The sequence below is a fragment of the Pandoraea norimbergensis genome, from assembly GCF_001465545.3.
Taxonomy (GTDB): domain Bacteria; phylum Pseudomonadota; class Gammaproteobacteria; order Burkholderiales; family Burkholderiaceae; genus Pandoraea; species Pandoraea norimbergensis.
In genome coordinates, this window is sequence record NZ_CP013480.3 from 1,153,038 (window position 1) to 1,174,726 (window position 21,689).

Below are 21,689 nucleotides of genomic sequence, written 5' to 3' on the forward strand. Positions count from 1 at the left end.
TTGCCGGGGGGCAACGTTCTGTGACTGCGATCAATCTCGCGACGCACCCGTGAGGCCAACGGCACTTTCGCTCACATTTGAGCGCCATTGATTGAAGGGTTCCGGCGGCTATGGCAGTTTCTCAGGAAGTCGGGCAGCGATTGCGCGACAGGATTTACGACGCGATCCGAGATCTCGTCGAGCGCGGCAAGCTGCAACCCGGTCAACGGTTGACGGAAACGCATCTCGCCGCGCGGTTCGGCGTTTCCAGAACGCCCGTGCGTGAGGCGTTGTTTCAGTTGGCGCGTGAGGGGCTGCTGGAGCCGTTGGAGCGCGGTTACGGATTCAGCGAAATGCCGATGCCGGCGCTGCTGGCCCGATTGGACGTCAAGTCGATTCTCGACCCTGTGGTCGTCGTCAACGTTGTTGAGTCAGCATCCAGCAAAGAGATTGCGCATATTTCCGCGCTAGCGGACGAGGCGAGACGCCTGCTCCTCTGCGAACCCTCGTCATTCGTTTCCGCGAGTGCGGTTCACGGACTCCAGAAACACCTCGCCACCGTTTGCACGAACCAAGTACTAGCACGCTGCTTCAGTGCCGCAGAGGATGATTTTCTTGCCGCCCGCCCACTGCTGCTGCGAGCCGAAAGAAACCGCTTGATGACGGCGGATTATCTGGAAGCCTTAGCTCAACATCTGACGACTCGGGACGCGGCATCAGCCGAGGCCCAGACGCGCACCCATATCGCCAGTCTTGCGGAATCGTGCCGCATGCAACTCTGAGGGCAACACGGGGGGAAGCGCTACGAACGCTTCGGCAATGCGGTCCTCGCGCTGCGCTTTCGAGCCGCGCGTTCCGCGGGCTTCGCAAGTGTCGTAATCAGCAGCTCAACGTACTCTTTCGCGATTTTCCCCGCGCCTTTCACGTCGCGTGAACGAATCGCGGCAAGCAACAGCCCATCGCGATGCACTGAAATAGCCCGATTCCCTTCGTCTTTGTAGTGTTCGTTGCGCACCAGCAGGAACTGGTCTTCCAGCACCGCGCAAACGCGCGTCAGCGCCGTGTTGTGGCTCATTTCGAGGAGGACGGTGCGGAACTCGTGTGCCGCCGAAACAAACGCCGAATACTTCGACGCCGCCTCGGCCTTTTTCATCTTTTCATAAGCAGTCGCCAGCACTTCGATCTGCTCATCGGACCCGTACTTTGCCGCGTGTTCCGCCAGCGGCGGGTCGAGCAGGAGCCGGACTTCCATGCGCTGAAGGAAATCGCGTGGCGTATCCGTCATCAGCGAATACCCGCGATCGGTGCGCACCACGAGGCCTTCACGTGCCAGTTGGAAGAGTGCCTCGCGAATCGGCGTGCGCGAGACCCCATACCGCTCGGCCAATTCCAACTCAACGAGCCGCGATCCGGCCGGAATGGCGCCCCCGTGCAGATCCTCCCGGAGCAACTGGTAAACCTGATCGCGTAACCGATCGCTCTGTACGACTCTGCGGGTGGCGCTCATGACGTTGAAGTTTTGGTTGGTTAGCCGCGATTCTACGACGAAACGAGTGAGATTTCGGTGGTCAACGCGGGATTCCGTGACATCCACTCAACACATTCGCAAGGCTCATGCATGAGTGAATTTCAAATCGTTTGTTGCGCGTAGAACGGCGCCCTAGGATGGCAATCACGTCGAGTTGCGGCGTCTGAGCCGTCCGCACGCAACCGTGATTCCAGTCGTCATTGCATACAGTACGCAAACAAATAAATTGGAGACGCCCCCAATGAGTGAACAGGCACATTTCGTAGACGAGAGTTTGTTGAACAAGGTCCCGCGCTGGCGCAATTACCTTGCGGCCAAGCTGGGTTTCCGGAACCACTGGTATCCGGTGAAGCTGTCCAGCGACGTCCTCGAAGGGAAGGTATCGCAGGCGACGGTATGCGGCGAGGAGATCCTGCTCAAGCGCGTGGACGGGGAAGTGAAGGCGATCCGCGACCGATGCCTGCACCGCGGCGTGAAGTTCTCCGAGAAGGTGGAGTGCTATACGCCTGACACCATCACCTGCTGGTATCACGGCTTCACCTACAAGTGGAACGACGGCAAGCTGTGCGACATCCTCGCCTCGCCGGACAGCAAGGCCATCGGCCGGCGCAGCGTGAAGAGCTATCCAGTGCAGGAAGCCAAGGGCCTGATCTTCGTGTTCGTGGGCGACGAAGGGTTTGAAGCGCCTCCGCTCGCGGAAGACGTGCCGCCGACCTTCCTTGACGACGATTTGCAGTTGCACTGCGCGATCTATGAGGTCGAGTCGAACTGGCGCGTCGGGTGCGAAAACGGCTTCGACGGCTTGCACGTCTACATTCACCGCGCCTCGGAGCTTGTGCCGGACACGCAGCGCTCGTTGCCCATCGGGCACCTGGCGAAATCGGGCGACGTGCTGGTGCACGAGGACGACGGCGCACCGAAGGGCGTCTATGACGCGTTTGCCAACCATACGAGCATTTGGGAAGGCAAGGTCGACGGTCAGGTGGTCGTCACCGGCACCAAGCGCGTGTCGGAGAAGCCGACCCGAACCACGGCCGCGTCGCTCTGGATGCCGTGCGGGCTGCGCGTCGACGACTTCCCGGATCAGGACATCACACAGTTCGAGTTCTACGTGCCCGTGACGGAAACGAAGCACCTTTATGTGATGCTCGTCGGCAAGCGCGTTTCGACGGAAGAAGAAAGCGCGCACTTCAATCACGAGTTCTGGAACCGCTGGAAGCCCATCGGCTTCGAGAATTTCAACGCGCAGGATATTCAGGCGCGACTCGCACTGCAAACCTTCTACAAGCGCGATTCGGCGTGGCTCGACGAGATGCTGATCGAAGGCGACTCGCCGCTCATCAAGTGGCGCGAGTTGTGTCATCGCCATGCGCGCGGCATTCAGAAGCCGGAGCACATGTGAGCGGTCAACGCTCGGTGGCGTGAGGTGAGCAATGAAAAACACACATGAGAATGAGCCGATGGTGATCATCGGCGCGGGCATCGCAGCCGTCTATGCCGCCGAAAGCGCGCGAAAGGCGGGCTTTGACGGCCGAATCATCATTTGCGGAGACGAGCGCGAAGCCCCCTACGACCGTCCTCCGCTTTCCAAGAAAGTGCTTCAGGAGGCAGAAGAGGCGGCCCACATTTCGCTGCGGGACAACGCGTTCTACGACGCGCACAACATCGATTTGCGATTAGGTAATGCGGCGCAGCGTATCGACCGGGAGGCGCGTCAGGTCGAGTTCTCCGACGGCACGTCGCTTGGATACGGGACGCTGGTGCTGGCGACCGGGTCGTCACTGCGCACGCTTGCGCTGCTTCATCCGGGCATGCAGAACGTGTTTTACCTGCGCCGTATTTCCGACGCCATCGCGCTGCGAGAAGCGCTGCCGAACATCCGCAGTCTCGTGGTGGTGGGCGCAGGCGTCATCGGCCTTGAAGTGGCTTCCGTGGCCAATGGCATGGGAATCGACGTGACGGTACTCGAAGCCGGGGACCGTCCGATGGCGCGCGCGACTTGCGCCGAGGTTTGCGAGTTCGTCGTGAAGCAGCACGAGCAACGAGGCGTGCGCATTCGCACAGGCGTATCGATCCGCGAGGTTTCCGAACGCTCGTCCGGCTATCAACTCGCACTCTCCGACGGCGAATCGCTCGACGCGGATGCGGTGGTGGTCGGCATCGGCGTGGTGCCGAACGTCGCCCTTGCAGAAGCCGCTGGCCTCGAGACGTGCGCGTCGGGGATCTGCGTCGACGGGCAGGGGCGAACGTCCGACGCGCACATCTACGCCGCCGGGGAAGTGGCATTTCACTTCAACGCGCGGGTAGGGCGGGCGGAGCGTCAGGAGAACTGGCATCACGCCGTCGCCCACGGGGAGCATGTCGGGCGAGCCATCGTATGCAGTGGGCCTGACTACGAGGAAATCAGCGGCTACTGGTCAGATCAGTACGACTTTAGCCTCCAGTCCTTCGGGGTTCCCATCGGCGAGCAGAACGTCGTGCGCGGCAGTACCGACATCGGGGCGTTCGTCGTCTTCCACTTGCAGGCGGGCGTGGTCGTCGGCGTCAGCGCCGTGGGCGTGCCTCGCGAAATGCGGGCGGGCAAAGCGCTCGTGAGGTCGGCTGCCAAGGTCCCCGTTTCCGTGCTCCGGGATGCCAGCGTCGACTTGGCAAAGTGGCGGGAAGCGCGGCCCTCCGACGCCGAGTCCGCGTCTGAGTCCGCATAGGAGGCCGCATGCGAATCCTGTTTGCAATGACGGGCAAGGACACAGGGCCATGGATCGATGCGCTGCGAAGCGCCATGCCGGGGGCCGACGTTCGTGAGTGGCGCGTCGCCGATGTAGCTCCTGCCGATTACGCGCTGGTCTGGAAGTCCGATCCTGAAGTCCTGCGCCGTCGCCCTGAACTGAAAGCCATCTTCAACGTCGGGGCGGGTGTCGACTGGATTTTCAACGCCATCGCGCAACACCCGACGGTGGTGACCGGCGACGTACCCATCTACCGGATTGAAGACGCCGGCATGGCATCGCAGATGGTCGAGTACGCCACGTACGCGACGCTGCGAAGCTTCCGACGCTTCGATGCGTATGAACAGCAGCAGCGCGACGGTGTCTGGCAGCCGCTCGCCGTACCTGCGGCGGGCGAGTTCATCGTCGGCGTGCTCGGTTTGGGCAGCCTCGGTGCCGCCGTCGCCAGCCGGCTGGCGTCGTTTGGCTTCGATGTCCGAGGCTACAGCCGGTCGCCGAAACGAGTGGACGGGGTGCAGTGCTTCAGCGGCGAGAGTGAATGGGCGTCGTTCGTGGACGGCGCGCATGTCCTGATCAATCTCCTGCCCAATACGCCGGAGACCCGTGGGGTGCTGAACGCACAGACATTCCTGCGGCTGGCTCAGGGCGCGCATGTCGTGAATCTGGCGCGTGGCGAGCATCTGGTCGAGAAGGATCTGTTGCAGGCCATCGAACAGGGACAACTCTCCGGCGCAACGCTCGACGTATTCATGCGCGAACCGCTCTCGGCCGACCATCCGTTTTGGACGGAACCTCGCATCTGCATCACGCCACATATCTCGGCACAAACGCGGCTGGGGGAAAGCGTCGAACAGCTCGTGCGCAAGATTGGCGAGATCGAACACGGCCGCACGCCCACCGGTCGGGTGGATGTATTTCGCGGCTATTGAACGGAAAAGACAAGTCTTATGGAAAAGAAGGTTTTCTTGTGTCGCAAGGCGGATGTGCCGAGCGAGAGCGTGATTCAGGTCTGCCCGAAAGAGGTCGAGGACGGGCTCGCGGTGTATCACGTCGAAGGGAAGTTCTACGCGACGGAGGATCTCTGCACGCACGGCATGGTCGCGTTGTCGGGTGGCGATCTACAAGGCACCACCATTTTTTGCCCGCTCCATGGCGGGGCATTCGATATCTGCACGGGAGATGCGCTCGAAAAGCCGTGCACTGTGCCGCTCAAAACCTACCGCGTCATTGAAGAAGGCGACGCGTTGTTCGGGCTCATCGACTGACCTTGCCCATTGCCCCTTGCTGCGCGTCAGGCGGCAAGCATCGGTTCAATTTCTGAGGGAAAACTTATGTTCAGTAAGGAAGACAACGAGCGACTGTGTCGAGTAGGCCCCGACACGCCGATGGGCAAGACATTCCGAAGCATGTGGATGCCGTTCCTGATGCCGGAAGAGCTGCCCGGGCCGGACTGTCCGCCCATTCGTGTTCGTCTGCTGGGGGAAGACCTCGTCGCGTTTCGCGATACCAACGGAAAAATCGGCCTGCTCGATCGCTATTGCCCGCACCGTCGCGTGGACCTCTTCTTCGGGCGTAACGAGGAGTGTGGTCTGCGCTGCGTGTATCACGGCTGGAAGTTCGATGTGTCCGGTCAGATCGTCGATATGCCGGCGGAGCCAGAGAACACGCGCATGAAGGCCGATACGCGAATCAAGAGCTATCCGGTCATCGAGTGGGGCGGCGTCATCTGGGCGTATATGGGAGACCCCGCACATATGCCCGAACGGCCACCTGAACTTGAATGGGGACTGGTGCCGCCCGATTTCCGGTTCATCACCAAGCGCTTGCAGCGCACGAATTATGCGCAAGGCGTGGAAGGGGGCATCGACTCCAGCCACGTCGGCATTCTCCACAGCCACCTCGACGCGGAACATCCCGAACGGCCATTTCGCCAGCGGCAGGTGTCGCCCAACTTGGCGATTCCTTATCTGGCATCGGACACCGCGCCGAAGTTCTTTGTCCGCCCGACCGACTACGGCATGGCCATCGGCGCACGGCGCAACGCGAGCGATACGTCGTACTACTGGCGTGTAACGCAATTCCTCGCGCCGTTCTACACGATGATCGCGCCGATTAAGGAAGGGCGCGCGTATATGGGGCACGCGTGGACGCCCATCGACGACGAGAATTGCTGGGTGTTCACCATGACGTGGAATAGCGACCGCCCGCTGAGTCAGGAGGAACTGGACCACGGCGCCGTGCATTCGGATGTGATGAACGACGGCACGTATCGCCCCTTGGTGACGGCGGAAACCGACTACGGCATCGACCGGCTGCGTCAACGTCTGCACAGCTCGACGGGCATCGAGGGCATCGGTATGCAGGACACCGCGGTGCAGGAAAGCATGGGGCCTATCGTTGATCGCTCGCGCGAGAATCTGGGCTCAGGCGACGCGGCTATCGTCGGATTCCGCAAGGCATTGCTGAAGTTGGCGACGCAGTGGGAAGCCGGCGGCGTGCTCGACGTAGCACACCACCCCGAGTGGTACCGCGTTCGATCCACGGCCGCCATTCTCGAACACGGCATCGATTTTCAGGCGGGCACCTCGGCCGCCACGACCGTGTCCTGATCCCTCTCGTCCACCTCTCCCACCTCGTTCATTTGGTAACGCAAGCGACTGGCTTCCTGTGCGAGCCAGTCGCGCAGTACTCGCACGGCGCCATCTTCCTGCGCGCCTTCGCGCATCAACAAGTGATACGCCCCCGCGCTGGACACCTCGCCCAGCGGCGGCACCACCAACTCGTCGCGTCCCTCGTAGTTCTCGAGCACGGCCTTCGGCACCAGTGCCACGCCCTTGCCGTCCTTAACCGCCTGTAGCGTGATGATGAAGTGCCCGAAATCGAGCGGGTTGGCGTCATCAGGGACACGCAGTCCGTGCAAGGCCAGCCAGTCCGGCCACGCGTGCCGGCGGCTCGCCGTATTGATCAGACGGTACTGAAGCAGGTCGGCAGGTTCGTTGATGGGACCTACCGCGTCCATGAGATCTGCGGAAACGACGGGCACCAAAACGTCCGGGAAAAGCGGCTCGACATAGACGTCCTTCCAGTTCTCCGTCATATCCAGATCGATGCGAGGCGCACGCCGGTCGTAGCGCTGCCCCGGAACCTTGCCAACGCGGATGGCCACATCCACCTTCTCGCTGTGCAGATTCACGGGGTCAATCGACGAGATCAGTCGGACTTCGATATCCCGGTGCGCTTCAGTGAATTGCGCGAGTCTCGGCATCAGCCAGCACGTGGCGAGCGTCGGCAGCACATCGAGCGTGACGACGCGATGGGGGTCTCGCACGGCGCGGTGAGTCGCCATCGAGATGATGTCGAGCGCCTGTCGAATCGATCGAAAGTACTCCACTCCGGCGGGTGTCATCTCGATCTTTCGCGTCAACCGGACAAACAGCTTTTGCCCGAGAAAACTCTCGAGAAGCCGAATCTGCCGGGAGATAGCCCCCTGCGTCAGATGCAGCTCTTCTCCGGCTTTGGTGAAGGACAGGTGTCGTGTCGACGCTTCAAAGGCGCGCAGGGCCAACAAGGGGGGAAGGCGATAGCTCATATGACGTACCAAGTTCGATGGACTTGTGGGGGGCTCCAGCGTCGGCGCTTATCGATGACGCATTCCGAAATGCACACGACCGACGCAGAAAAAATCGTTTGTTGACGGCAGCGGTGAACTCCTACTATCCAGACTCGTAACTGACAGGGCTCGAAGGTCGGAAATTTCAATAATTTGATATTTCCGTGATATTGAGTCTTTATTTATCAGGCACTTACGGATTCCACTGTATACAGTACTCAATGGATTCGATACTAGAGAAAACGCTATGGCAAAAATTGTGATGGGCATCGGTTCCTCCCATAGTCCGACCCTTTTGATGAAGCCATCCGCATGGTTGGCCCGCGCCGCGACTGACGATCAGAACTTCTTTGTGCTGCACGATCACTCCGGCGCCCGGGTGAGCTATGGCGAGTTGCTTGAAAAGGCCGACCCGGCAATCCTGGACGAGATCACGCCCGCCAAGCTCGAGCAGCGTCACCAGCAGAATCAGGCGGCAGTGGCGCGTCTTGCCGAGACACTCAATGAGGTGAACCCGGACATCGTGGTCATCATTGGCGACGACCATAAGGAAGTGTTCCACGACGACAACATGCCGGCGCTATCGGTGTATTGGGGCGAGACCATTCCCTATCGCCCGGCGGGGATCATGAAGTGGAAGTACGACCCCGATCTCGATCAACAGCTCTGGTATCCGCAGGAACCCAAGGACTATCCCGTCGCGTCGCAATACGCCGAGCGCCTGATTCGCGGAATGATGGACGACGGCTTCGATGTCGCGCAGTCCAAGTACTTCAAAGATCAGCAGGCGATGAGCCATTCCTTCGGCTACGTCTATTACAAGCTGATGACCGACAAGATCTACCCGTCGATTCCGGTCAGCATCAACACCTACTACCCGCCCAACAACGTCTCGCCGCTGCGGGCCTATCGCATCGGACAGTCGATCCGCCGCCAGATCGAGTCGTGGAGCGAAGACCTTCGCGTCGTGGTCATGTCGACGGGCGGGCTCAGCCACTTTGTGGTCGATGAAGCGTTCGACCGGCAGTTCCTTGAGCGGCTCGCCGCCGGTGGCCCTGACGTTCATGCGCAACTGCCGCTGGAAAAGCTGCAATCGGGGAATTCCGAGTTCCGTTGCTGGTCTGCGCTGGCCGGTGCGGTCGACGGCATGAAGATGGATCTGGTCGACTACATCCCGTGCTATCGCAGCCCCGCCGGCACCGGCTGCGCAATGGCATTTGCGACTTGGTCGTAACGCAAAGCTTCTGGTTCGGGCGGCGGGGCAATGAAAAGAAGCCATGGCCGCTGCCCGTGATAACGCCGGTGAATTCGAGGATTAGGAAAAGTAGATATGCAAGCGCATACGAGCGGTCAAACGAAACGAGTGGGCGTGGCGGTACTGGGGACGGTTGGCAAATCGATCGCGAAAGCGCTCGATGAAGGAATTCCGGGGATTGAGCTTGTCGCTGTCGCGGCGCGAGATGTTAAAGCTGCCGCTGAGTGGGTCAGCACGCTGAGGAGCCGTCCCGTCGTCGCCAGCTTTGGCGAGATGGCGCAAATGTGCGACGTCGTGATCGAGTGCGCACCGGCGCATCTGTTGCCGGAGATCGCCGCGCCCGCGCTCAAGCTGGGAAAGCAGGTTGTCGTACTCAGTTGCGGCGCACTGCTCAATAACGATGAACTGATCGACATTGCGCGCGAGCACGGCGGGCAAATCGTGATTCCGACCGGGGCATTGCTGGGGCTGGACGCAGTGACCGCAGCGGCAGAAGGCCGAATCATGTCGGTGAGCATGGTGACGCGCAAGCCCGTCAAGGGTCTGCTGGGTGCCCCCTACCTTGCGGAGCAAGGCATCGTCATCGACGGGATCACCGAGAAGACCCGGATATTTGCCGGCACGGCGCGCGAAGCGGCGAAGGGCTTCCCGGCGAATTTGAATGTCGTGGTTGCGCTGTCGCTGGCGGGGATCGGGCCCGACCAGACGAAGCTCGAAATCTGGGCCGATCCGGACATTTCGCGAAACATGCACACCATCACGGTGGAGTCGGATGCCGCGCTGCTGTCCATGTCGATCGAAAACATTCCGACCGAGAACCCCCGCACCGGGCGCATTACAGCGCAAAGCGTGCTCGCGCTCCTGCGCAAGATGACGTCGCCGATGCGCGTGGGAACGTAAGGCGTGGCCATGAGCGTACGACGTCGCCCCCCTGTGGAACTGCACCGGCTGATTAGTGCGCTCGTGCACCGTCCCGAGTTGGTCGCCCGGCTGCGAGAAGCGCCCGACGAGGTGCACGAGGCATTTGGCATTCCCGCAGATCAACGCAAGCAGTTGCAGATCGATCCGGCGAGAGCGCTACGTGATCTCTATGTGCATCCGAACTTGCAGTTCAAGTATCTCGGCGCCCGTGGGCTGTTGAAACTGGCCCCGGCGTCGATTGCGCCGTTTCTTCAAAAACAAGGTCTTGGCGATGGGAAAGATTGTTAGTGCGGCGGCCACCTCTCACACGTTTGGCGTGGCGGACGGGGTGGAGGCGCAAGCGCAGCGCATCTTCGACGGCATCGACCGGATTGGACAGGCGATTCAGGCGTCCAGACCCGATGTGATCCTGATTGCCACCAGCGACCATCTGGTCAATTTCTCGCTGGATTTCCAGATTCCGCTCGCGGTCGGCATCTCTGACGATTGGTGTCCCTACGGCGATCTTGGCGTGCCACGGCAGCCGTTCCCGGGGCACCGGGAATTTGCCACCGAACTCGTCGCGTTTGCGGCCACCAAGCACTTCGATCTCGCTGCGGTCGAGAACGTGAAGCCGGATCACGGGCTGGCGATGCCGAACGCGATCATCAATCGCGGCTCGAACGTGCCGGTGGTGCCGATCTACATCAATACCGTGATGACACCGGCGCCGACGTGTGCCCGCAGTTTCGCTTTAGGGAAAGCGGTGCGGGAGTATGTGGAGACTGCGCGTCCCGCGAACGAGCGTGTCGCAATTCTAGCGACGGGCGGGCTCTCGCACTGGATCTGCTTACCCGATTCAGGACGCGTGAATGCGGAGTGGGACCGCGCGTTAATCGAGCGGGTCGTTTCAGGCCGTGGTGCTGAACTGGCGGAACTGTCCTTCGACGCAATCATGAAGGATGGCGGGAACGGCGGACTTGAGATGGCCACGTGGGCATTCATGGCCGGCACCACTGGAGATAGCGTGGGCGAATGCGTCTATTACGAGGAAATGACGGCGTGGTGGACCGGCATGGGCGGCGTGCTCATGCATCTGGATGGGGCGTGACGATCAACCACCAACGACGCGATGTTTCCCTAACAATTTAAAGAAGGTTTGATCATGAGCTATCCCTCTCTGCCTGCGGACGTTCAGGCGGTAAGTCATACGGTCGATGTGAACGGCATCGAAACGCATTACCTCGATGTCGGGCAAGGCGACCCGCTGATTCTGATTCATGGCGGCGGCGCCGGTGCCGACAGCTGGGGCAACTGGCGCGGCTGTCTGGACGCTTACGCCAAGCACTTTCGTGTGATTGCGTACGACATGCCGGGCTTCGGCCGTACGGCAAAACCGTCACCCGAAGTGTATGAATACACACAACAGAACCGTAATCGCCATCTGCTCGGATTCATCGATGCGCTTGGCCTTGATCGTGTTCGGGTCATTGGCAACTCGATGGGCGGGGCGACGGGGCTCGGTTTGGCGATGGAACATCCGGAGCGCGTCGAAAGGCTCGTACTGATGGGGAGCGCTGGGCTGAATATCGCGAATCCCGATCCGTCGTACATCAAGAACCTGCAAGGCTACGACTACACGCTTGAAGCGATGCAGCGGATCATGCGCGCCATGGTGGGCTCTCGCCACGTGGTCGACCCCGTGCTCGTGCAATATCGCCACGAGATCATGCAGAACGAAGATGCGCGGCGGGCGATTCAGCAAATCACCCGATCCAAACTGACTTACGAGCGCGAGCAGATTGCGGCTGTCAAGACGCCGACGCTTGTCGTTGGCGGAAAGGAAGACAAAGTCGCGGTGCTGGCAAGAACCTACGGTTATCTCGAGTTATTGGATAACTCGTGGGGATTCATCGTGCCTCACGTCGGCCATTGGGTGATGATCGAAGCGCCGCAAGAGTTTGCGGCGATCACGCTGCGGTTCTTGATGGACGACGCCTTCGTCGCGTGCTGAATCACTCCGACCTGTCACCCTTAACAGGTGCCCAAACGCTGCGAATCGCCTAAGTTTCAATTACCCCCTGTTGTGGGCGCGTCTCCCTAGGAGTCAATCATGGCAAGTATTCAAAGTGTCAGCCCCACTCAGGTAACGAGTAGCGACGGCGTTAAGCTCACCATTTCTGGCGACGGATTCAACACAGCGACGGCGGTCTATTTTCTGGTGTCGTCCTCATCGTCAAAGATCTTTGCGCGCAGCTTTACCATCGTCAGCGATAAGCGGATCGACACGACGATTCCGTCGCTGCCCGCCACAGGCGGTCGGTTCGAAGTCAATGTCGTCATAGGCGGAGCGGACGCCACGGTGGCGGCGACCGCCAGCCCTTTAGCCGCTTTGCTCGGACCGGCCAATTCCATTCAGATATCCTCCGGTGGACAAACCATGTTGTAGCGATACGCTACTCGCCCCGCGTCGCCAGCCAGATCCCCCGTTTGTTGATGTGCACCAAGAACTGACCCTTTGAGGGGTGTAGTTTTCATCGAAAATTGACCCACGTGATTCAATGTCCTGCTCAACCTTTGAGCAGGAGATACCAAGGTGATCACGGTGGGCATGCTAGCCAAGATCAGGCGGATGTATTTCCGCGAGAAGGTACCGCTGCGAGAGATTGCGCGACGCACGGGCCTGTCCCGAAACACGATTCGCAGCTGGCTGCGCCAGACCGATGCGGTCGAACCCCATTACCCCAAGCGAATCAGCCCCAGCGTCATCGATGAGTGGGCGGAGCAATTGAGCTGCTGGTTACGCACCGACAGCCATCGGCCAAAGCGTGATCGCCGTACCGCTCGCTTCATGTTTGAGGCAATCCATGCACAGGGCTACGCCGGCAGCTACGCACGAGTGAGCGCCTTCGTGCGGCACTGGCACGAGACGCAATCCCAGGCACCACGCACCAAAGCTTACGTGCCGTTGGCTTTCGATCCGGGTGAGGCGTTCCAGTTTGATTGGAGCTGCGAGTATGCCTTCGTGGGAGGCTTGCGCCGGCGGCTCGAGGTCGCCCACGTCAAACTCAACGCCAGTCGCGCATTCTGGTTGGTTGCCTATCCCACGCAGAGCCATGAGATGCTATTCGACGCACATGCTCGAGCTTTTGCAGCATTTGGTGGCGTGCCTCGGCGAGGGATTTACGACAACATGAAGACTGCGGTCGACAAGGTCGGCCGAGGCAAAGAGCGAGCGATCAACGCCCGCTTCGAGGCGATGTGTGGCCACTACCTCTTTGAGCCCGAATTCTGCAATCGCGCTGCCGGTTGGGAGAAAGGTATCGTCGAGAAGAACGTGCAAGATCGGCGACGACAGATTTGGCATGAAGCGGCCGAGCATCGATGGGAAACACTTGCGACGCTCAACGAGTGGGTTGCCGACCAATGCCTATGCGCGTGGCAAGGCAAACACCCGCAGTGGCCTGAGCTCACCATTGCTGACGCGTTGCAAGATGAGCGCACGAAGTTGATGCCCAACCCTAAGCCATTTGATGGATATGTTGAGCAGACGCTACGCGTCTCCTCAACGAGCCTGATTCACTTCCAACGCAATCGCTACAGCGTGCCATCGAATCTGACCAATCAGGTCGTTAGCGTGCGCTGCTACCCGACATATCTGAGCATCGTTTCCGAAGGGCAAGAAGTCGCCCGACATGAGCGTAGCTTTGATCGATACCTCACTTTTTACGATTGGCGCCACTACATCGACTTGGTGGAGCGAAAACCCGGTGCACTGCGCAACGGAGCACCGTTTGCGACGATGCCGGTGCCGCTGCAGCGCTTACAGCATTACTTGCTCAAGCATCCCGGTGGCGACCGGGTTATGACGCAAGTACTAGCGGCAGTACGTGACCACGGTTTAGACGCTGTGCTGACTGCCGTAAAAATGTCATTGGAGTCAGGTCGGCCGAGTGCCGAGCATGTCATCAATGTGCTGGGCCGGCTCAAAACGCCAGTCGGGCCGTTACTGCCCGCACCAACCAAACTGCACCTGACCGAAGAGCCCTCAGCGGATGTCGATCGCTATGAGAGCCTAAGGCCCAATGCCCCGGAGAATCGCCATGTCTAATGACATTACAGCTCAGCTCAAGGGTTTGAAGTTGCACGGCATGGCAAGCAGTTGGCCGGAGCTGCTCGCACAATCCAGGCACACGGAGTTTGATCCGGAGCGTTTCATGAAGCAACTGCTGATGGCTGAGACGGCAGAGCGCCAAGTCCGATCTATTGCCTATCAAATGACTGCGGCTCGTTTCCCGGCACATCGCGATCTCACCGGATTCGATTTCGACCAAGCGCACGTAGATGAAATGCTGGTGCGAGAACTACATGACCTGGCGTTTCTCTCCAGCGCACACAACGTGGTGTTTATCGGCGGGCCCGGTACCGGCAAGACGCATTTGGCGACTGCGATAGGCATCCAAGCGGTGCAGCGCCAAGGCAAGCGAGTTAGGTACTTTTCGACAGTGGAACTGACGAACGCGCTGGAGCAAGAGAAGGCTATCGGCAAGCAAGGCCAAATAGCGCACAAGCTGATGTACGTGGATATGGTGATCCTCGATGAGCTGGGCTACCTGCCATTCAGCCAGACGGGCGGTGCACTGCTATTTCATCTGCTCTCGAAGCTGTACGAGCACACCAGCGTGGCGATAACGACGAATCTGAGCTTTAGCGAATGGGCCAGCGTATTCGGGGACGCAAAGATGACAACTGCGCTGCTCGACCGGGTGACGCATCACTGCCACATCGTAGAAACGGGCAACGATTCCTGGCGTTTCAAGACCAGTTCGGCCAAGTCTCGGGTATCGCGGAAAAAGGCCCCCAAGGGCACGGAAAATGACGACTTATCCACACAGAAGTAGATGTACTAGGCTGATTGGGGGTGGGTTAAATTTCGATGAAAATCCCGGGTCAAGATTTGGTGAAAATCAACACCTGCTGAACAACGTTGTAGACGAAGCCGCTCTTGTTGTACTTCACGCCGAGCGCCCGGTATCCCAGCATGACGGACCAGCTTTCTTTGAACTGATAGCCGAGTGCCGCCGTCACATCCCAATCAAGATCTGCCTGACCCGTGCCGACAACACCCCAGCCGGTCAAAAACCAGTTGTCGGTTAAGAAGTAGTGCCCCCGCACCCCCGCAACGGCGTCCACCCAAGTTGCGCTATCGCTTCGGCGCTTACCGTTGAGTAATCCACCGGTGATATCGATTTCGGTGCTCGCATACCAGACACGAGCGCCCGCGACCAAATCCAAACGACTCCTGCCTGTGTCGAGAACGTTGTAGCTTCCCCCCAAGAAGCTCGTGAATGTCTTCGACGTCACATCGAATTTCCCGCCGGTGGAAACTCGCCCGTACATCACATCAGCCAACAAACCGTAGCGGCCATAGCGCGCTTCGCCGCCCGCCATGAACGACAGGTCCACGTTCTTGAGAATGGTGCCGAAATCAGAACTGATATGCGTCGCCGCCATACCGAACTGCCCGACGTTGCCATGGATGCCGGCCGCCCAGATGTACGGGCTGACACTGAACGTCCAGTGCTCGGCGTTCGGCGAGTCGTTTTTCAATAGCATTGGCGGAACAGGAAGTGAATCCGTTGCGCCCGCCGCATCCGCTGCGGCGGCCGAGCCGTGCATCCCCAGTAGCACGCTCAGCAGCGTCGTTGTTGCGACAAATAATTTCATGGTGCCCCGATAAGAGATCTTGTCTGTCAATCAATAAGTCCGATAAACGGCTTATTGACCCGACAAGGCCGCTTCTTCCGCAGCGCAATTCAACGGCGACGACGAGCCCTTCGACTGCTGAGCCAGCACTTCTTTACGCGCCGCCTTGAGATCGGCAAGAAACGCCGCGTTCGAGTGAAGCTTGGCGACGGTGGCCGCGCCCATGGTGCGACCCGCATCCACATCGCTTTGCCAATGGGCGTTGCAAATCACCCGGCTTTGACCGAATTCCAGACCACGCCGGAGCAGCGCGTCGGCGCGCCCGGGGTTGATTTCGGTCAGGACTAGTGCCCACGCCCAGCCAGCGGCCGTATGCCCCGACGGGTATGAACCGTCATTGCGCAGCAGCGGTTCCTGCTCAGGGAAGCAGGTGCCTTCGTTGTGAACCACAAACGGGCGCGTGCGGTTGTAAGTGTTCTTGACGCCATAGGTCGACATCCCCGCGTCGGTCAGCACCCGCTGCATCAGGTGGTACAGATGCGGGGTCTTCTTTTCGCTGATGTCGACATTCATCGCGCAGGAGAAGTTTTTCGCGGGCTGCGGAAATTGCAGATCAGCGTCAAGACGTGCCAGCTCAGATCGCGGCTTGCCACGTAGTGGAATCGTCGCCTCGCGTGCTTCTTCGTCACGGGCGAGCGCTGCGCTACCAGCCGCCGGGGGCGGTCCGAGCAGCTTCAGGCTATCGGGCAAGTCTTTCGGCTGAAGGTAGCCGGGCGCCAACTTAAAGTGCGGGTCAGTGACTTCGGGGCGCGGGCCCGGTGTGTTGTCTTTCGCGATCGATATCGAGCTGTACATGCCGACAACAACAACCGCGAGAACCGAGATTTTCTGATGAACGTGCGAGCGCATGGGCGAGGGGTCCCGTCGAAATGAAGGTCATAGGTAGTTCATGAATTACAGGACTGCGACCTTGATGCCTACGCCGGTGTTACGCGTGCGCCTGCTAGCGGGTGATTGCGGGTCTATCCAGTGAGCCGCGTTCGTTTGTGACAAGGTTTCTCGTGCGATCCTGCCCGCGAATTTACCTTGGGGGACTTCGGAAAGAACGGGGCCAGCGGTGGGAAGAGACAAATCAACAACGATAAAGAGACAGAACCGGGGATCGTTTCACTCGGTCAATCGATCCCCGGTTGGGTATCACCGTCCCGGAATGATCGGCGCGGGCGGTGGCGGGCTGGGACGCTGCGGCGTCGCCGAATTCCCGAATGCATTTCCCATCCGCTGAGACGTGCCGCTCCAGTTGAACTGGCCGCCGATCTGATTGCTTGGCTTGTTGGCAATGTCTTCCGACTCGAGGCCGGGGGCGCGGCCACCCGCGAGCGGACTCGACGCCGGCTGCAACTGATGCGTCAGGCAGTCGTACGACGGCGAGCGCTGCCCGTTCACTTCCACGTCCACGCAACCTGCCCGTGATGGGGGTGCCGACGGGGCCGCCGACGGGGCCGCCGATACGCCGCTGGCACCCGACGCGCCGTCGGCGGCGCCCGCGTGGGCAGCCATACCGAGCATCAACGCCACAACGCCCGCCATCGCGGCTCCCCGCCACTGAGCGTGCGTGCGAAACCACTGATTACCCCGTGTGTTCTCTGCCTTCATGGCATGTCTCCCCCATCAAAAATGTTAGGTGGTCCATCAGGACTCCGACCGAACAAGCATACGTCAGCCTGCGCGTTTTTCGAGAAAGATGAATTTCTCGTGACAAACGTTAGTCGGCCGCGCTCCCGGACGTCTAGGTACCTGTATTCGTGAGGAATGTCGACACGGATTGCGTGCGGCAGGGCACTACCAGCGAAGTTTGGCGGTATGCGCTGGTAAGCGTCAGGCCACCGGGGGCACTGCATCGGGCAGGGCCGCGTCGACCTAACAAAGCAGAGTCTTCTATATGCGTTTGATGAAAACGAACCGGCCGTGGCTGCGCTGGGCGGCGGTATGCGCTGTCACGTTGGGGGGAACCGTTCATGGCGTTGCGATTGCTCAGGAAGCCAAAGCAGCGCAGTCGGACAACTCGCCTGCGGTAAATCCGCAGGCCGGCGCAACGGGATCGGCGCAGGCAAAGGAAAACGCCGCCGACGCGCAAAAGCCCGTCAATATCAATGAGTACGTCGTGCGCGGCAATACCGTGCTCGACGTACGCACGATCGAAAAGGCCGTCACGCCCTATCTCGGGCCTAACCGCACGCTCGCCGACATCGAAGCCGCACGCGACGCGTTGCTCGCCGCCTATCAGGCCAAGGGCTATCAGTCGGTGTATGTCGATTTGCCGGAGCAGCAGGTCACCGGCGGCATCGTCTATCTGAAGGTGAGCGAGACCAAGCTGGGCCGCCTGCGCGTGGTCGGCTCGGAATACCACTCGCCGCGCGAGGTGCGCGAGCGCGTGCCTTCGCTGGCCGAAGGCAAGGTGCCTGACTTCAATGCCGCGCAGGCGGAACTCACGGCGCTGAACCGCACCGGCGAGCAACAGGTGGTGCCGCTGGTTAAGCAAGGCGCGGTGCCCGGCACGATGGACGTCGATCTCAAGGTCGAAGACACCAACCCGTGGCGCGCAAGCCTGAGCCTGAACAACGACCGCAGCGCCGATACGAAGCCGCTGCGCATGCTTGCCTCGGTGGGCTACGACAACCTGTGGCAACTCGGCCACCGGGTGTCGATGAGTTTCTTCGGCTCGCCTCAGGACTTCAGCCAGAGCAAGGTCTGGTCGGGCTCGTATGTGGCGCCGATCGGCTCGTCGCCTTGGTCGCTCGAACTCAACGGCTATCAGTCGGACAGCAATGTCGCCACCACCGGTGGCACGACCGTGCTCGGCAAGGGGCACGCGATCGGTGTGAAGACGACGTACACGGTGCCGGATACCGGCGCCTGGTATCACGCCTTCAGTCTGGGCGTGGACTTCAAGGACAACACGGAAACCACGCGCTTCGGTACGGCCGGCGACGTGGTGCCGCTCAAGTACGCGCCGATCACGCTGGGCTACAGCGGCTTCTATCAAGACGAAGACCTGAGCGCCGGCCTGAACACGTCGATCGTCTCCGGCATGTCGAGCTTCCTCGGCTACGGCAGCAGCCCTGCCCAGTTCGATGCGAAGCGCTACAAGGCGTCGCCGAGCTTCATGGTGCTGCGCGCCGATGCCAATGGCACTTATACGTTCGGTGGCGGCTGGCAGCTCGCCGCGCGCGTCGCCACGCAAATGACCGATTCGCCGCTCATTTCGAACGAACAGCTCGCGGGCGGGGGCATGAACTCGGTGCGCGGCTACCTCTCGGCAGAAGCGACGGGCGACTACGGCGTGGTCGGCTCGATCGAATGGCGCACGCCGCCGATTCCGCTGCTCGCCCCGGTCGTCTCGAACTGGCGCGCTTATGCGTTCTTCGACGGCGCACGGCTGGGATTGCGTGATGCCTTGGCTGAGCAGACGTCGCGTTACTCGCTGGCGTCGGTCGGTCTGGGCACGTCGCTGCGCCTGACATCGCACGTGACGGGACGCGTCGATGCGGCCTATCCGCTGACCAACGGACCGCGCACGGAACGCTACAAGCCGCGCGTGAACTTCAGCGTGACGGCGACCTATTGAGCGAACCCAGCCAACACAGAGAACACATGAAACCGGGCGGATCGAGACACTCGCGAGCCGCACGAAAACGACACATCCGAATTTCACGACACAACATTCACGACCTGATGCCTGGTGCGCCAATTCAACGCGTCAGGCGGCATAAACGGAGAAATACAGCCATGCGACGCATTCTTCCATTCCTGCTTGCGCTGATCGGCACGCTGATGCCGGTGCTCGCGCACGCCTGGTGGCAACCGGATTGGGCGTACCGCAAGCCGATTACCATCGACGCCGGCCCGCAAGGCGGCAACATCACGGGCGACGCCGGCCGAGTGCCGATGCTGTTGCGCCTGCATACCGGCAACTTCAGCTTTGAAGGCGTGAACGAAACCGGTGCCGACCTGCGCTTTGTGGCAGCCGACGACAAGACCGTGCTGAATCACCAGATCGAGCAGTTCGATCCGGTGCTGGGCATTGCGCTCGTGTGGGTCGATGTGCCCGCGGTGAGCGCCGGCGCCAAGCAGCAGGTCTGGATGTACTACGGCAACCGCAAGGCCCCTGCGGCCGGCAACGGTCAGCGCGTGTTCGATCCGGACTACACCGCCGTGTACCACTTCGGTGAGTCGAACGTGCCCGCACGTGACACGACCGCCTACGGCAACAACAGCCAGAACCCGGTCGTCACGATGGACGGCGCGATCATTGGCAAGGGGGCGCAGGCGGGGGCTTCGCCGATCGTGCTGCCGGCTTCGCCGTCGCTCGCACTCGCCGCAGGCAGCCCGTTCACGTTCTCGGCCTGGGTGCGCCCGGAGAAGCTGGGGGCGAACGAAGCGATTTACGTGCGCCGTGATGGTGGCAACGATCTCGTGGTCGGTATTGATCAGGGTGTGCCGTTTGTGCAGGTGGGTGCGCAGCGTAGCCAGCCGGGTCAACCGATTCAGGCCGGTCAGTGGTCGCATCTGGCCGTCACGGCAGATGGCAAGTCGGTCACGCTTTACGTCGGTGGCCACGCCGCCACGACGCTCGCGGTTGCACTGCCCGCACTGAACTCGCCGACGATCATCGGCGGTGATGTCGATGGCGCCACCGGTGGCCTCGCTCACTTCTCGGGGGCTGTGGACGAAGTGCATCTCTCGAAGGTCGCACGTAGCGCCGCACTGCTGCAAACCGACGCCGTCTCGCAAGGTTCCGAATCGCGCCTGATTGCCTTCGGCCCGGACGAGCAACAAGCCGGCAAGAGCCACTTCGCCTTCATCCTCTCGGCCATGCCGGTTGACGCTTGGGTGGTGGTCTGTGTGCTGGGTCTGATGGCGCTGGTGTCGTGGCTCATCATGATTACGAAGGGTCGCAGCTACGCCGCCAAGGCGCGTGCCAACAGCGCCTTCATGACGCATTTTCGCGAAGCCTCGGGCGCACCGCTCGACCAGATCGCGCGTACGAATCGCGTGCCGGACGACGTGCGCGGGCAATCGCCGCTGTGGCGTCTGTACGAGGTCGCGCTGGGTGAGCTGCATCGCCGCCACGAACTCGGCTACGACACGAGCGCCGTATCGGACGCGACCATCAGCGCCATTCGCGCGTCGATGGACGGTGCGATGGTGCGCGAAGTCGAAGACATGAGCAAACGCATGAACTGGCTCTCGACGTCGATCGAAGGCGCGCCGTATGTCGGTCTGTTCGGCACCGTGATCGGGATCATGCTGGTGTTCGTCGTGGCCGCCATGGCGGGCGCGGTGGACATCAACTCGGTGGCCCCGGGCATGGCCGCGGCACTGCTGTGTACGGCCGCCGGTCTCGGCGTGGCCATTCCTGCACTGTTTGGCTACAACTGGCTGGTGTCGCGCTCGGATGCGCTCTCGGCCGACATGGCCGTGTTCGTCGACGAATTCACGACGCGCCTCGCAGAAGAGCAGGGCGAAGGCCGCCGTCAGCCCGTGCTGCAACGCGCCTGACGAGGACGAATCATGGCTAACGCAACGCGATTCGCCGCGAAGAAGCGCTCGGGCGGCATCAACATCACGCCGTTTGTCGACGTGCTGCTGGTGGTGCTGGTGATCTTCATTCTCACGAGCAACGCCAGCATTCCCGGCATCAAGGTCGATCTCCCGAAGGCCAGCTCATCGGTGGCCCTCGAGAAGCCGAAGACCAAGGCGATCACGGTCGACAACGCCGGTCAGGTCTTTCTCGATGCCTATCCGGTGACGCTCACCGAGCTTGAGGATCGCTTGCGCACGGAAAAGGCAGTCACACCCGACTTCCCGGTGATCGTGCGCGGCGACGCGCAGGTCCAGTACGCCAAGGTCGTCGAAGTGCTCGACCTGCTGCGCCGGATCGATCTCAACCAGGTCGGCCTCGTGACCGGCAAGCCGCAGTAA

22 protein-coding genes are annotated in these 21,689 nt (G+C 60.9%); 17 read left to right on the forward strand and 5 right to left on the reverse strand.

Annotated elements, in window-relative coordinates:
* The first annotated feature begins 110 nt into the window (after positions 1 to 110).
* The gene (locus AT302_RS05195; protein WP_058377525.1) at positions 111 to 761 is read left to right on the forward strand and encodes a GntR family transcriptional regulator; all 651 of its coding nucleotides are present in this window, start codon (positions 111 to 113) and stop codon (positions 759 to 761) included.
* A gap of 20 nt (positions 762 to 781) precedes the next feature.
* Here the strand turns inward: AT302_RS05195 and AT302_RS05200 are convergent, their stop codons facing one another.
* The gene (locus tag AT302_RS05200; protein WP_064675036.1) at positions 782 to 1,486 is read right to left on the reverse strand and encodes a GntR family transcriptional regulator; all 705 of its coding nucleotides are present in this window, start codon (positions 1,484 to 1,486) and stop codon (positions 782 to 784) included.
* A 262-nt stretch (positions 1,487 to 1,748) separates the two neighbouring features.
* On the opposite strand from AT302_RS05200, the gene AT302_RS05205 reads away from it, so the two are divergent.
* The 5 genes from AT302_RS05205 to AT302_RS05225 all read left to right on the forward strand — a co-directional run bounded on the left by AT302_RS05205 (position 1,749) and on the right by AT302_RS05225 (position 6,842).
* A complete protein-coding gene (locus AT302_RS05205) occupies positions 1,749 to 2,909 on the forward strand; it encodes a Rieske 2Fe-2S domain-containing protein (RefSeq protein WP_058377527.1) in 1,161 nt (386 codons plus the stop codon).
* Positions 2,910 to 2,940: 31 nt separating this feature from the next.
* A complete protein-coding gene (locus AT302_RS05210) occupies positions 2,941 to 4,212 on the forward strand; it encodes an NAD(P)/FAD-dependent oxidoreductase (protein ID WP_064675037.1) in 1,272 nt (423 codons plus the stop codon).
* Positions 4,213 to 4,220: 8 nt separating this feature from the next.
* A complete protein-coding gene (locus AT302_RS05215; protein ID WP_058377529.1) occupies positions 4,221 to 5,162 on the forward strand; it encodes a 2-hydroxyacid dehydrogenase in 942 nt (313 codons plus the stop codon).
* 18 nt (positions 5,163 to 5,180) lie between these two features.
* Entirely contained in the window at positions 5,181 to 5,498 is a 318-nt protein-coding gene (locus AT302_RS05220) for a non-heme iron oxygenase ferredoxin subunit (RefSeq protein WP_064675038.1), read from the forward strand.
* Between the two features lie 66 nt (positions 5,499 to 5,564).
* A complete protein-coding gene (locus AT302_RS05225; protein ID WP_064675039.1) occupies positions 5,565 to 6,842 on the forward strand; it encodes a Rieske 2Fe-2S domain-containing protein in 1,278 nt (425 codons plus the stop codon).
* Here AT302_RS05225 and AT302_RS05230 read toward each other — a convergent pair.
* The gene (locus AT302_RS05230) at positions 6,806 to 7,822 is read right to left on the reverse strand and encodes a LysR substrate-binding domain-containing protein (protein WP_058377531.1); all 1,017 of its coding nucleotides are present in this window, start codon (positions 7,820 to 7,822) and stop codon (positions 6,806 to 6,808) included. The two genes, AT302_RS05225 and AT302_RS05230, sit on opposite strands and share 37 nt — an antisense overlap.
* Positions 7,823 to 8,141: 319 nt before the next feature.
* Between AT302_RS05230 and AT302_RS05235 the strand changes: the two genes are divergently transcribed.
* The 8 genes from AT302_RS05235 to istB all read left to right on the forward strand — a co-directional run bounded on the left by AT302_RS05235 (position 8,142) and on the right by istB (position 14,899).
* Entirely contained in the window at positions 8,142 to 9,077 is a 936-nt protein-coding gene (locus AT302_RS05235; RefSeq protein ID WP_058377532.1) for a DODA-type extradiol aromatic ring-opening family dioxygenase, read from the forward strand.
* 96 nt (positions 9,078 to 9,173) lie between these two features.
* Positions 9,174 to 9,998 (forward strand): aspartate dehydrogenase, encoded by an 825-nt coding sequence (locus AT302_RS05240; protein ID WP_058377533.1) that lies wholly within the window; start codon positions 9,174 to 9,176, stop codon positions 9,996 to 9,998.
* 9 nt (positions 9,999 to 10,007) lie between these two features.
* Positions 10,008 to 10,307 (forward strand): hypothetical protein, encoded by a 300-nt coding sequence (locus AT302_RS05245; RefSeq protein WP_157125686.1) that lies wholly within the window; start codon positions 10,008 to 10,010, stop codon positions 10,305 to 10,307.
* Complete coding sequence (locus tag AT302_RS05250) at positions 10,258 to 11,109, forward strand: DODA-type extradiol aromatic ring-opening family dioxygenase (protein WP_157125687.1); 852 nt, start codon at positions 10,258 to 10,260, stop codon at positions 11,107 to 11,109. The genes AT302_RS05245 and AT302_RS05250 overlap by 50 nt, the downstream gene beginning before the upstream one ends.
* Positions 11,110 to 11,163: 54 nt before the next feature.
* Complete coding sequence (locus tag AT302_RS05255) at positions 11,164 to 12,012, forward strand: alpha/beta fold hydrolase (protein WP_058377536.1); 849 nt, start codon at positions 11,164 to 11,166, stop codon at positions 12,010 to 12,012.
* Positions 12,013 to 12,111: 99 nt separating this feature from the next.
* Entirely contained in the window at positions 12,112 to 12,447 is a 336-nt protein-coding gene (locus tag AT302_RS05260) for an IPT/TIG domain-containing protein (protein ID WP_058377537.1), read from the forward strand.
* A 156-nt stretch (positions 12,448 to 12,603) separates the two neighbouring features.
* A complete protein-coding gene (gene istA, locus AT302_RS05265; protein ID WP_058379935.1) occupies positions 12,604 to 14,109 on the forward strand; it encodes an IS21 family transposase in 1,506 nt (501 codons plus the stop codon).
* The gene (istB, locus tag AT302_RS05270; protein ID WP_058376310.1) at positions 14,102 to 14,899 is read left to right on the forward strand and encodes an IS21-like element helper ATPase IstB; all 798 of its coding nucleotides are present in this window, start codon (positions 14,102 to 14,104) and stop codon (positions 14,897 to 14,899) included. The genes istA and istB overlap by 8 nt, the downstream gene beginning before the upstream one ends.
* Positions 14,900 to 14,948: 49 nt before the next feature.
* Here istB and AT302_RS05275 read toward each other — a convergent pair whose 3' ends face one another.
* From AT302_RS05275 to AT302_RS05285, 3 genes are all read right to left on the reverse strand, one after another.
* Complete coding sequence (locus AT302_RS05275; RefSeq protein ID WP_157125688.1) at positions 14,949 to 15,755, reverse strand: hypothetical protein; 807 nt, start codon at positions 15,753 to 15,755, stop codon at positions 14,949 to 14,951.
* Between the two features lie 21 nt (positions 15,756 to 15,776).
* A complete protein-coding gene (locus AT302_RS05280) occupies positions 15,777 to 16,613 on the reverse strand; it encodes an acid phosphatase (protein ID WP_058377539.1) in 837 nt (278 codons plus the stop codon).
* Between the two features lie 288 nt (positions 16,614 to 16,901).
* A complete protein-coding gene (locus AT302_RS05285; protein WP_157125689.1) occupies positions 16,902 to 17,360 on the reverse strand; it encodes a hypothetical protein in 459 nt (152 codons plus the stop codon).
* A 286-nt stretch (positions 17,361 to 17,646) separates the two neighbouring features.
* Between AT302_RS05285 and AT302_RS05290 the strand changes: the two genes are divergently transcribed.
* The 3 genes from AT302_RS05290 (at position 17,647) to AT302_RS05300 (ending at position 21,689) form a co-directional block, all read left to right on the forward strand.
* A complete protein-coding gene (locus AT302_RS05290) occupies positions 17,647 to 19,332 on the forward strand; it encodes a ShlB/FhaC/HecB family hemolysin secretion/activation protein (RefSeq protein ID WP_058377541.1) in 1,686 nt (561 codons plus the stop codon).
* A gap of 161 nt (positions 19,333 to 19,493) precedes the next feature.
* Positions 19,494 to 21,266, forward strand: a complete 1,773-nt coding sequence (locus tag AT302_RS05295; protein ID WP_058377542.1) for a DUF2341 domain-containing protein — start codon at positions 19,494 to 19,496, stop codon at positions 21,264 to 21,266.
* A 12-nt stretch (positions 21,267 to 21,278) separates the two neighbouring features.
* Positions 21,279 to 21,689 carry an ExbD/TolR family protein gene (locus AT302_RS05300; protein ID WP_010808895.1) on the forward strand — a complete coding sequence of 137 codons (411 nt, stop codon included), beginning with the start codon at positions 21,279 to 21,281 and terminating at the stop codon, positions 21,687 to 21,689.

Excerpts from the sequence above, each read along its gene's own strand:
- AT302_RS05195 (WP_058377525.1), top strand. The coding sequence starts at position 111 with ATGGCAGTTTCTCAGGAAGTCGGGCAGCGATTGCGCGACAGGATTTAC.
- AT302_RS05200 (WP_064675036.1), bottom strand. The coding sequence starts at position 1,486 with ATGAGCGCCACCCGCAGAGTCGTACAGAGCGATCGGTTACGCGATCAG.
- AT302_RS05205 (WP_058377527.1), top strand. The coding sequence starts at position 1,749 with ATGAGTGAACAGGCACATTTCGTAGACGAGAGTTTGTTGAACAAGGTC.
- AT302_RS05210 (WP_064675037.1), top strand. The coding sequence starts at position 2,941 with ATGAAAAACACACATGAGAATGAGCCGATGGTGATCATCGGCGCGGGC.
- AT302_RS05215 (WP_058377529.1), top strand. The coding sequence starts at position 4,221 with ATGCGAATCCTGTTTGCAATGACGGGCAAGGACACAGGGCCATGGATC.
- AT302_RS05220 (WP_064675038.1), top strand. The coding sequence starts at position 5,181 with ATGGAAAAGAAGGTTTTCTTGTGTCGCAAGGCGGATGTGCCGAGCGAG.
- AT302_RS05225 (WP_064675039.1), top strand. The coding sequence starts at position 5,565 with ATGTTCAGTAAGGAAGACAACGAGCGACTGTGTCGAGTAGGCCCCGAC.
- AT302_RS05230 (WP_058377531.1), bottom strand. The coding sequence starts at position 7,822 with ATGAGCTATCGCCTTCCCCCCTTGTTGGCCCTGCGCGCCTTTGAAGCG.
- AT302_RS05235 (WP_058377532.1), top strand. The coding sequence starts at position 8,142 with ATGAAGCCATCCGCATGGTTGGCCCGCGCCGCGACTGACGATCAGAAC.
- AT302_RS05240 (WP_058377533.1), top strand. The coding sequence starts at position 9,174 with ATGCAAGCGCATACGAGCGGTCAAACGAAACGAGTGGGCGTGGCGGTA.
- AT302_RS05245 (WP_157125686.1), top strand. The coding sequence starts at position 10,008 with ATGAGCGTACGACGTCGCCCCCCTGTGGAACTGCACCGGCTGATTAGT.
- AT302_RS05255 (WP_058377536.1), top strand. The coding sequence starts at position 11,164 with ATGAGCTATCCCTCTCTGCCTGCGGACGTTCAGGCGGTAAGTCATACG.
- AT302_RS05260 (WP_058377537.1), top strand. The coding sequence starts at position 12,112 with ATGGCAAGTATTCAAAGTGTCAGCCCCACTCAGGTAACGAGTAGCGAC.
- istB (WP_058376310.1), top strand. The coding sequence starts at position 14,102 with ATGTCTAATGACATTACAGCTCAGCTCAAGGGTTTGAAGTTGCACGGC.
- AT302_RS05280 (WP_058377539.1), bottom strand. The coding sequence starts at position 16,613 with ATGCGCTCGCACGTTCATCAGAAAATCTCGGTTCTCGCGGTTGTTGTT.
- AT302_RS05285 (WP_157125689.1), bottom strand. The coding sequence starts at position 17,360 with ATGAAGGCAGAGAACACACGGGGTAATCAGTGGTTTCGCACGCACGCT.
- AT302_RS05290 (WP_058377541.1), top strand. The coding sequence starts at position 17,647 with ATGCGTTTGATGAAAACGAACCGGCCGTGGCTGCGCTGGGCGGCGGTA.
- AT302_RS05295 (WP_058377542.1), top strand. The coding sequence starts at position 19,494 with ATGCGACGCATTCTTCCATTCCTGCTTGCGCTGATCGGCACGCTGATG.
- AT302_RS05300 (WP_010808895.1), top strand. The coding sequence starts at position 21,279 with ATGGCTAACGCAACGCGATTCGCCGCGAAGAAGCGCTCGGGCGGCATC.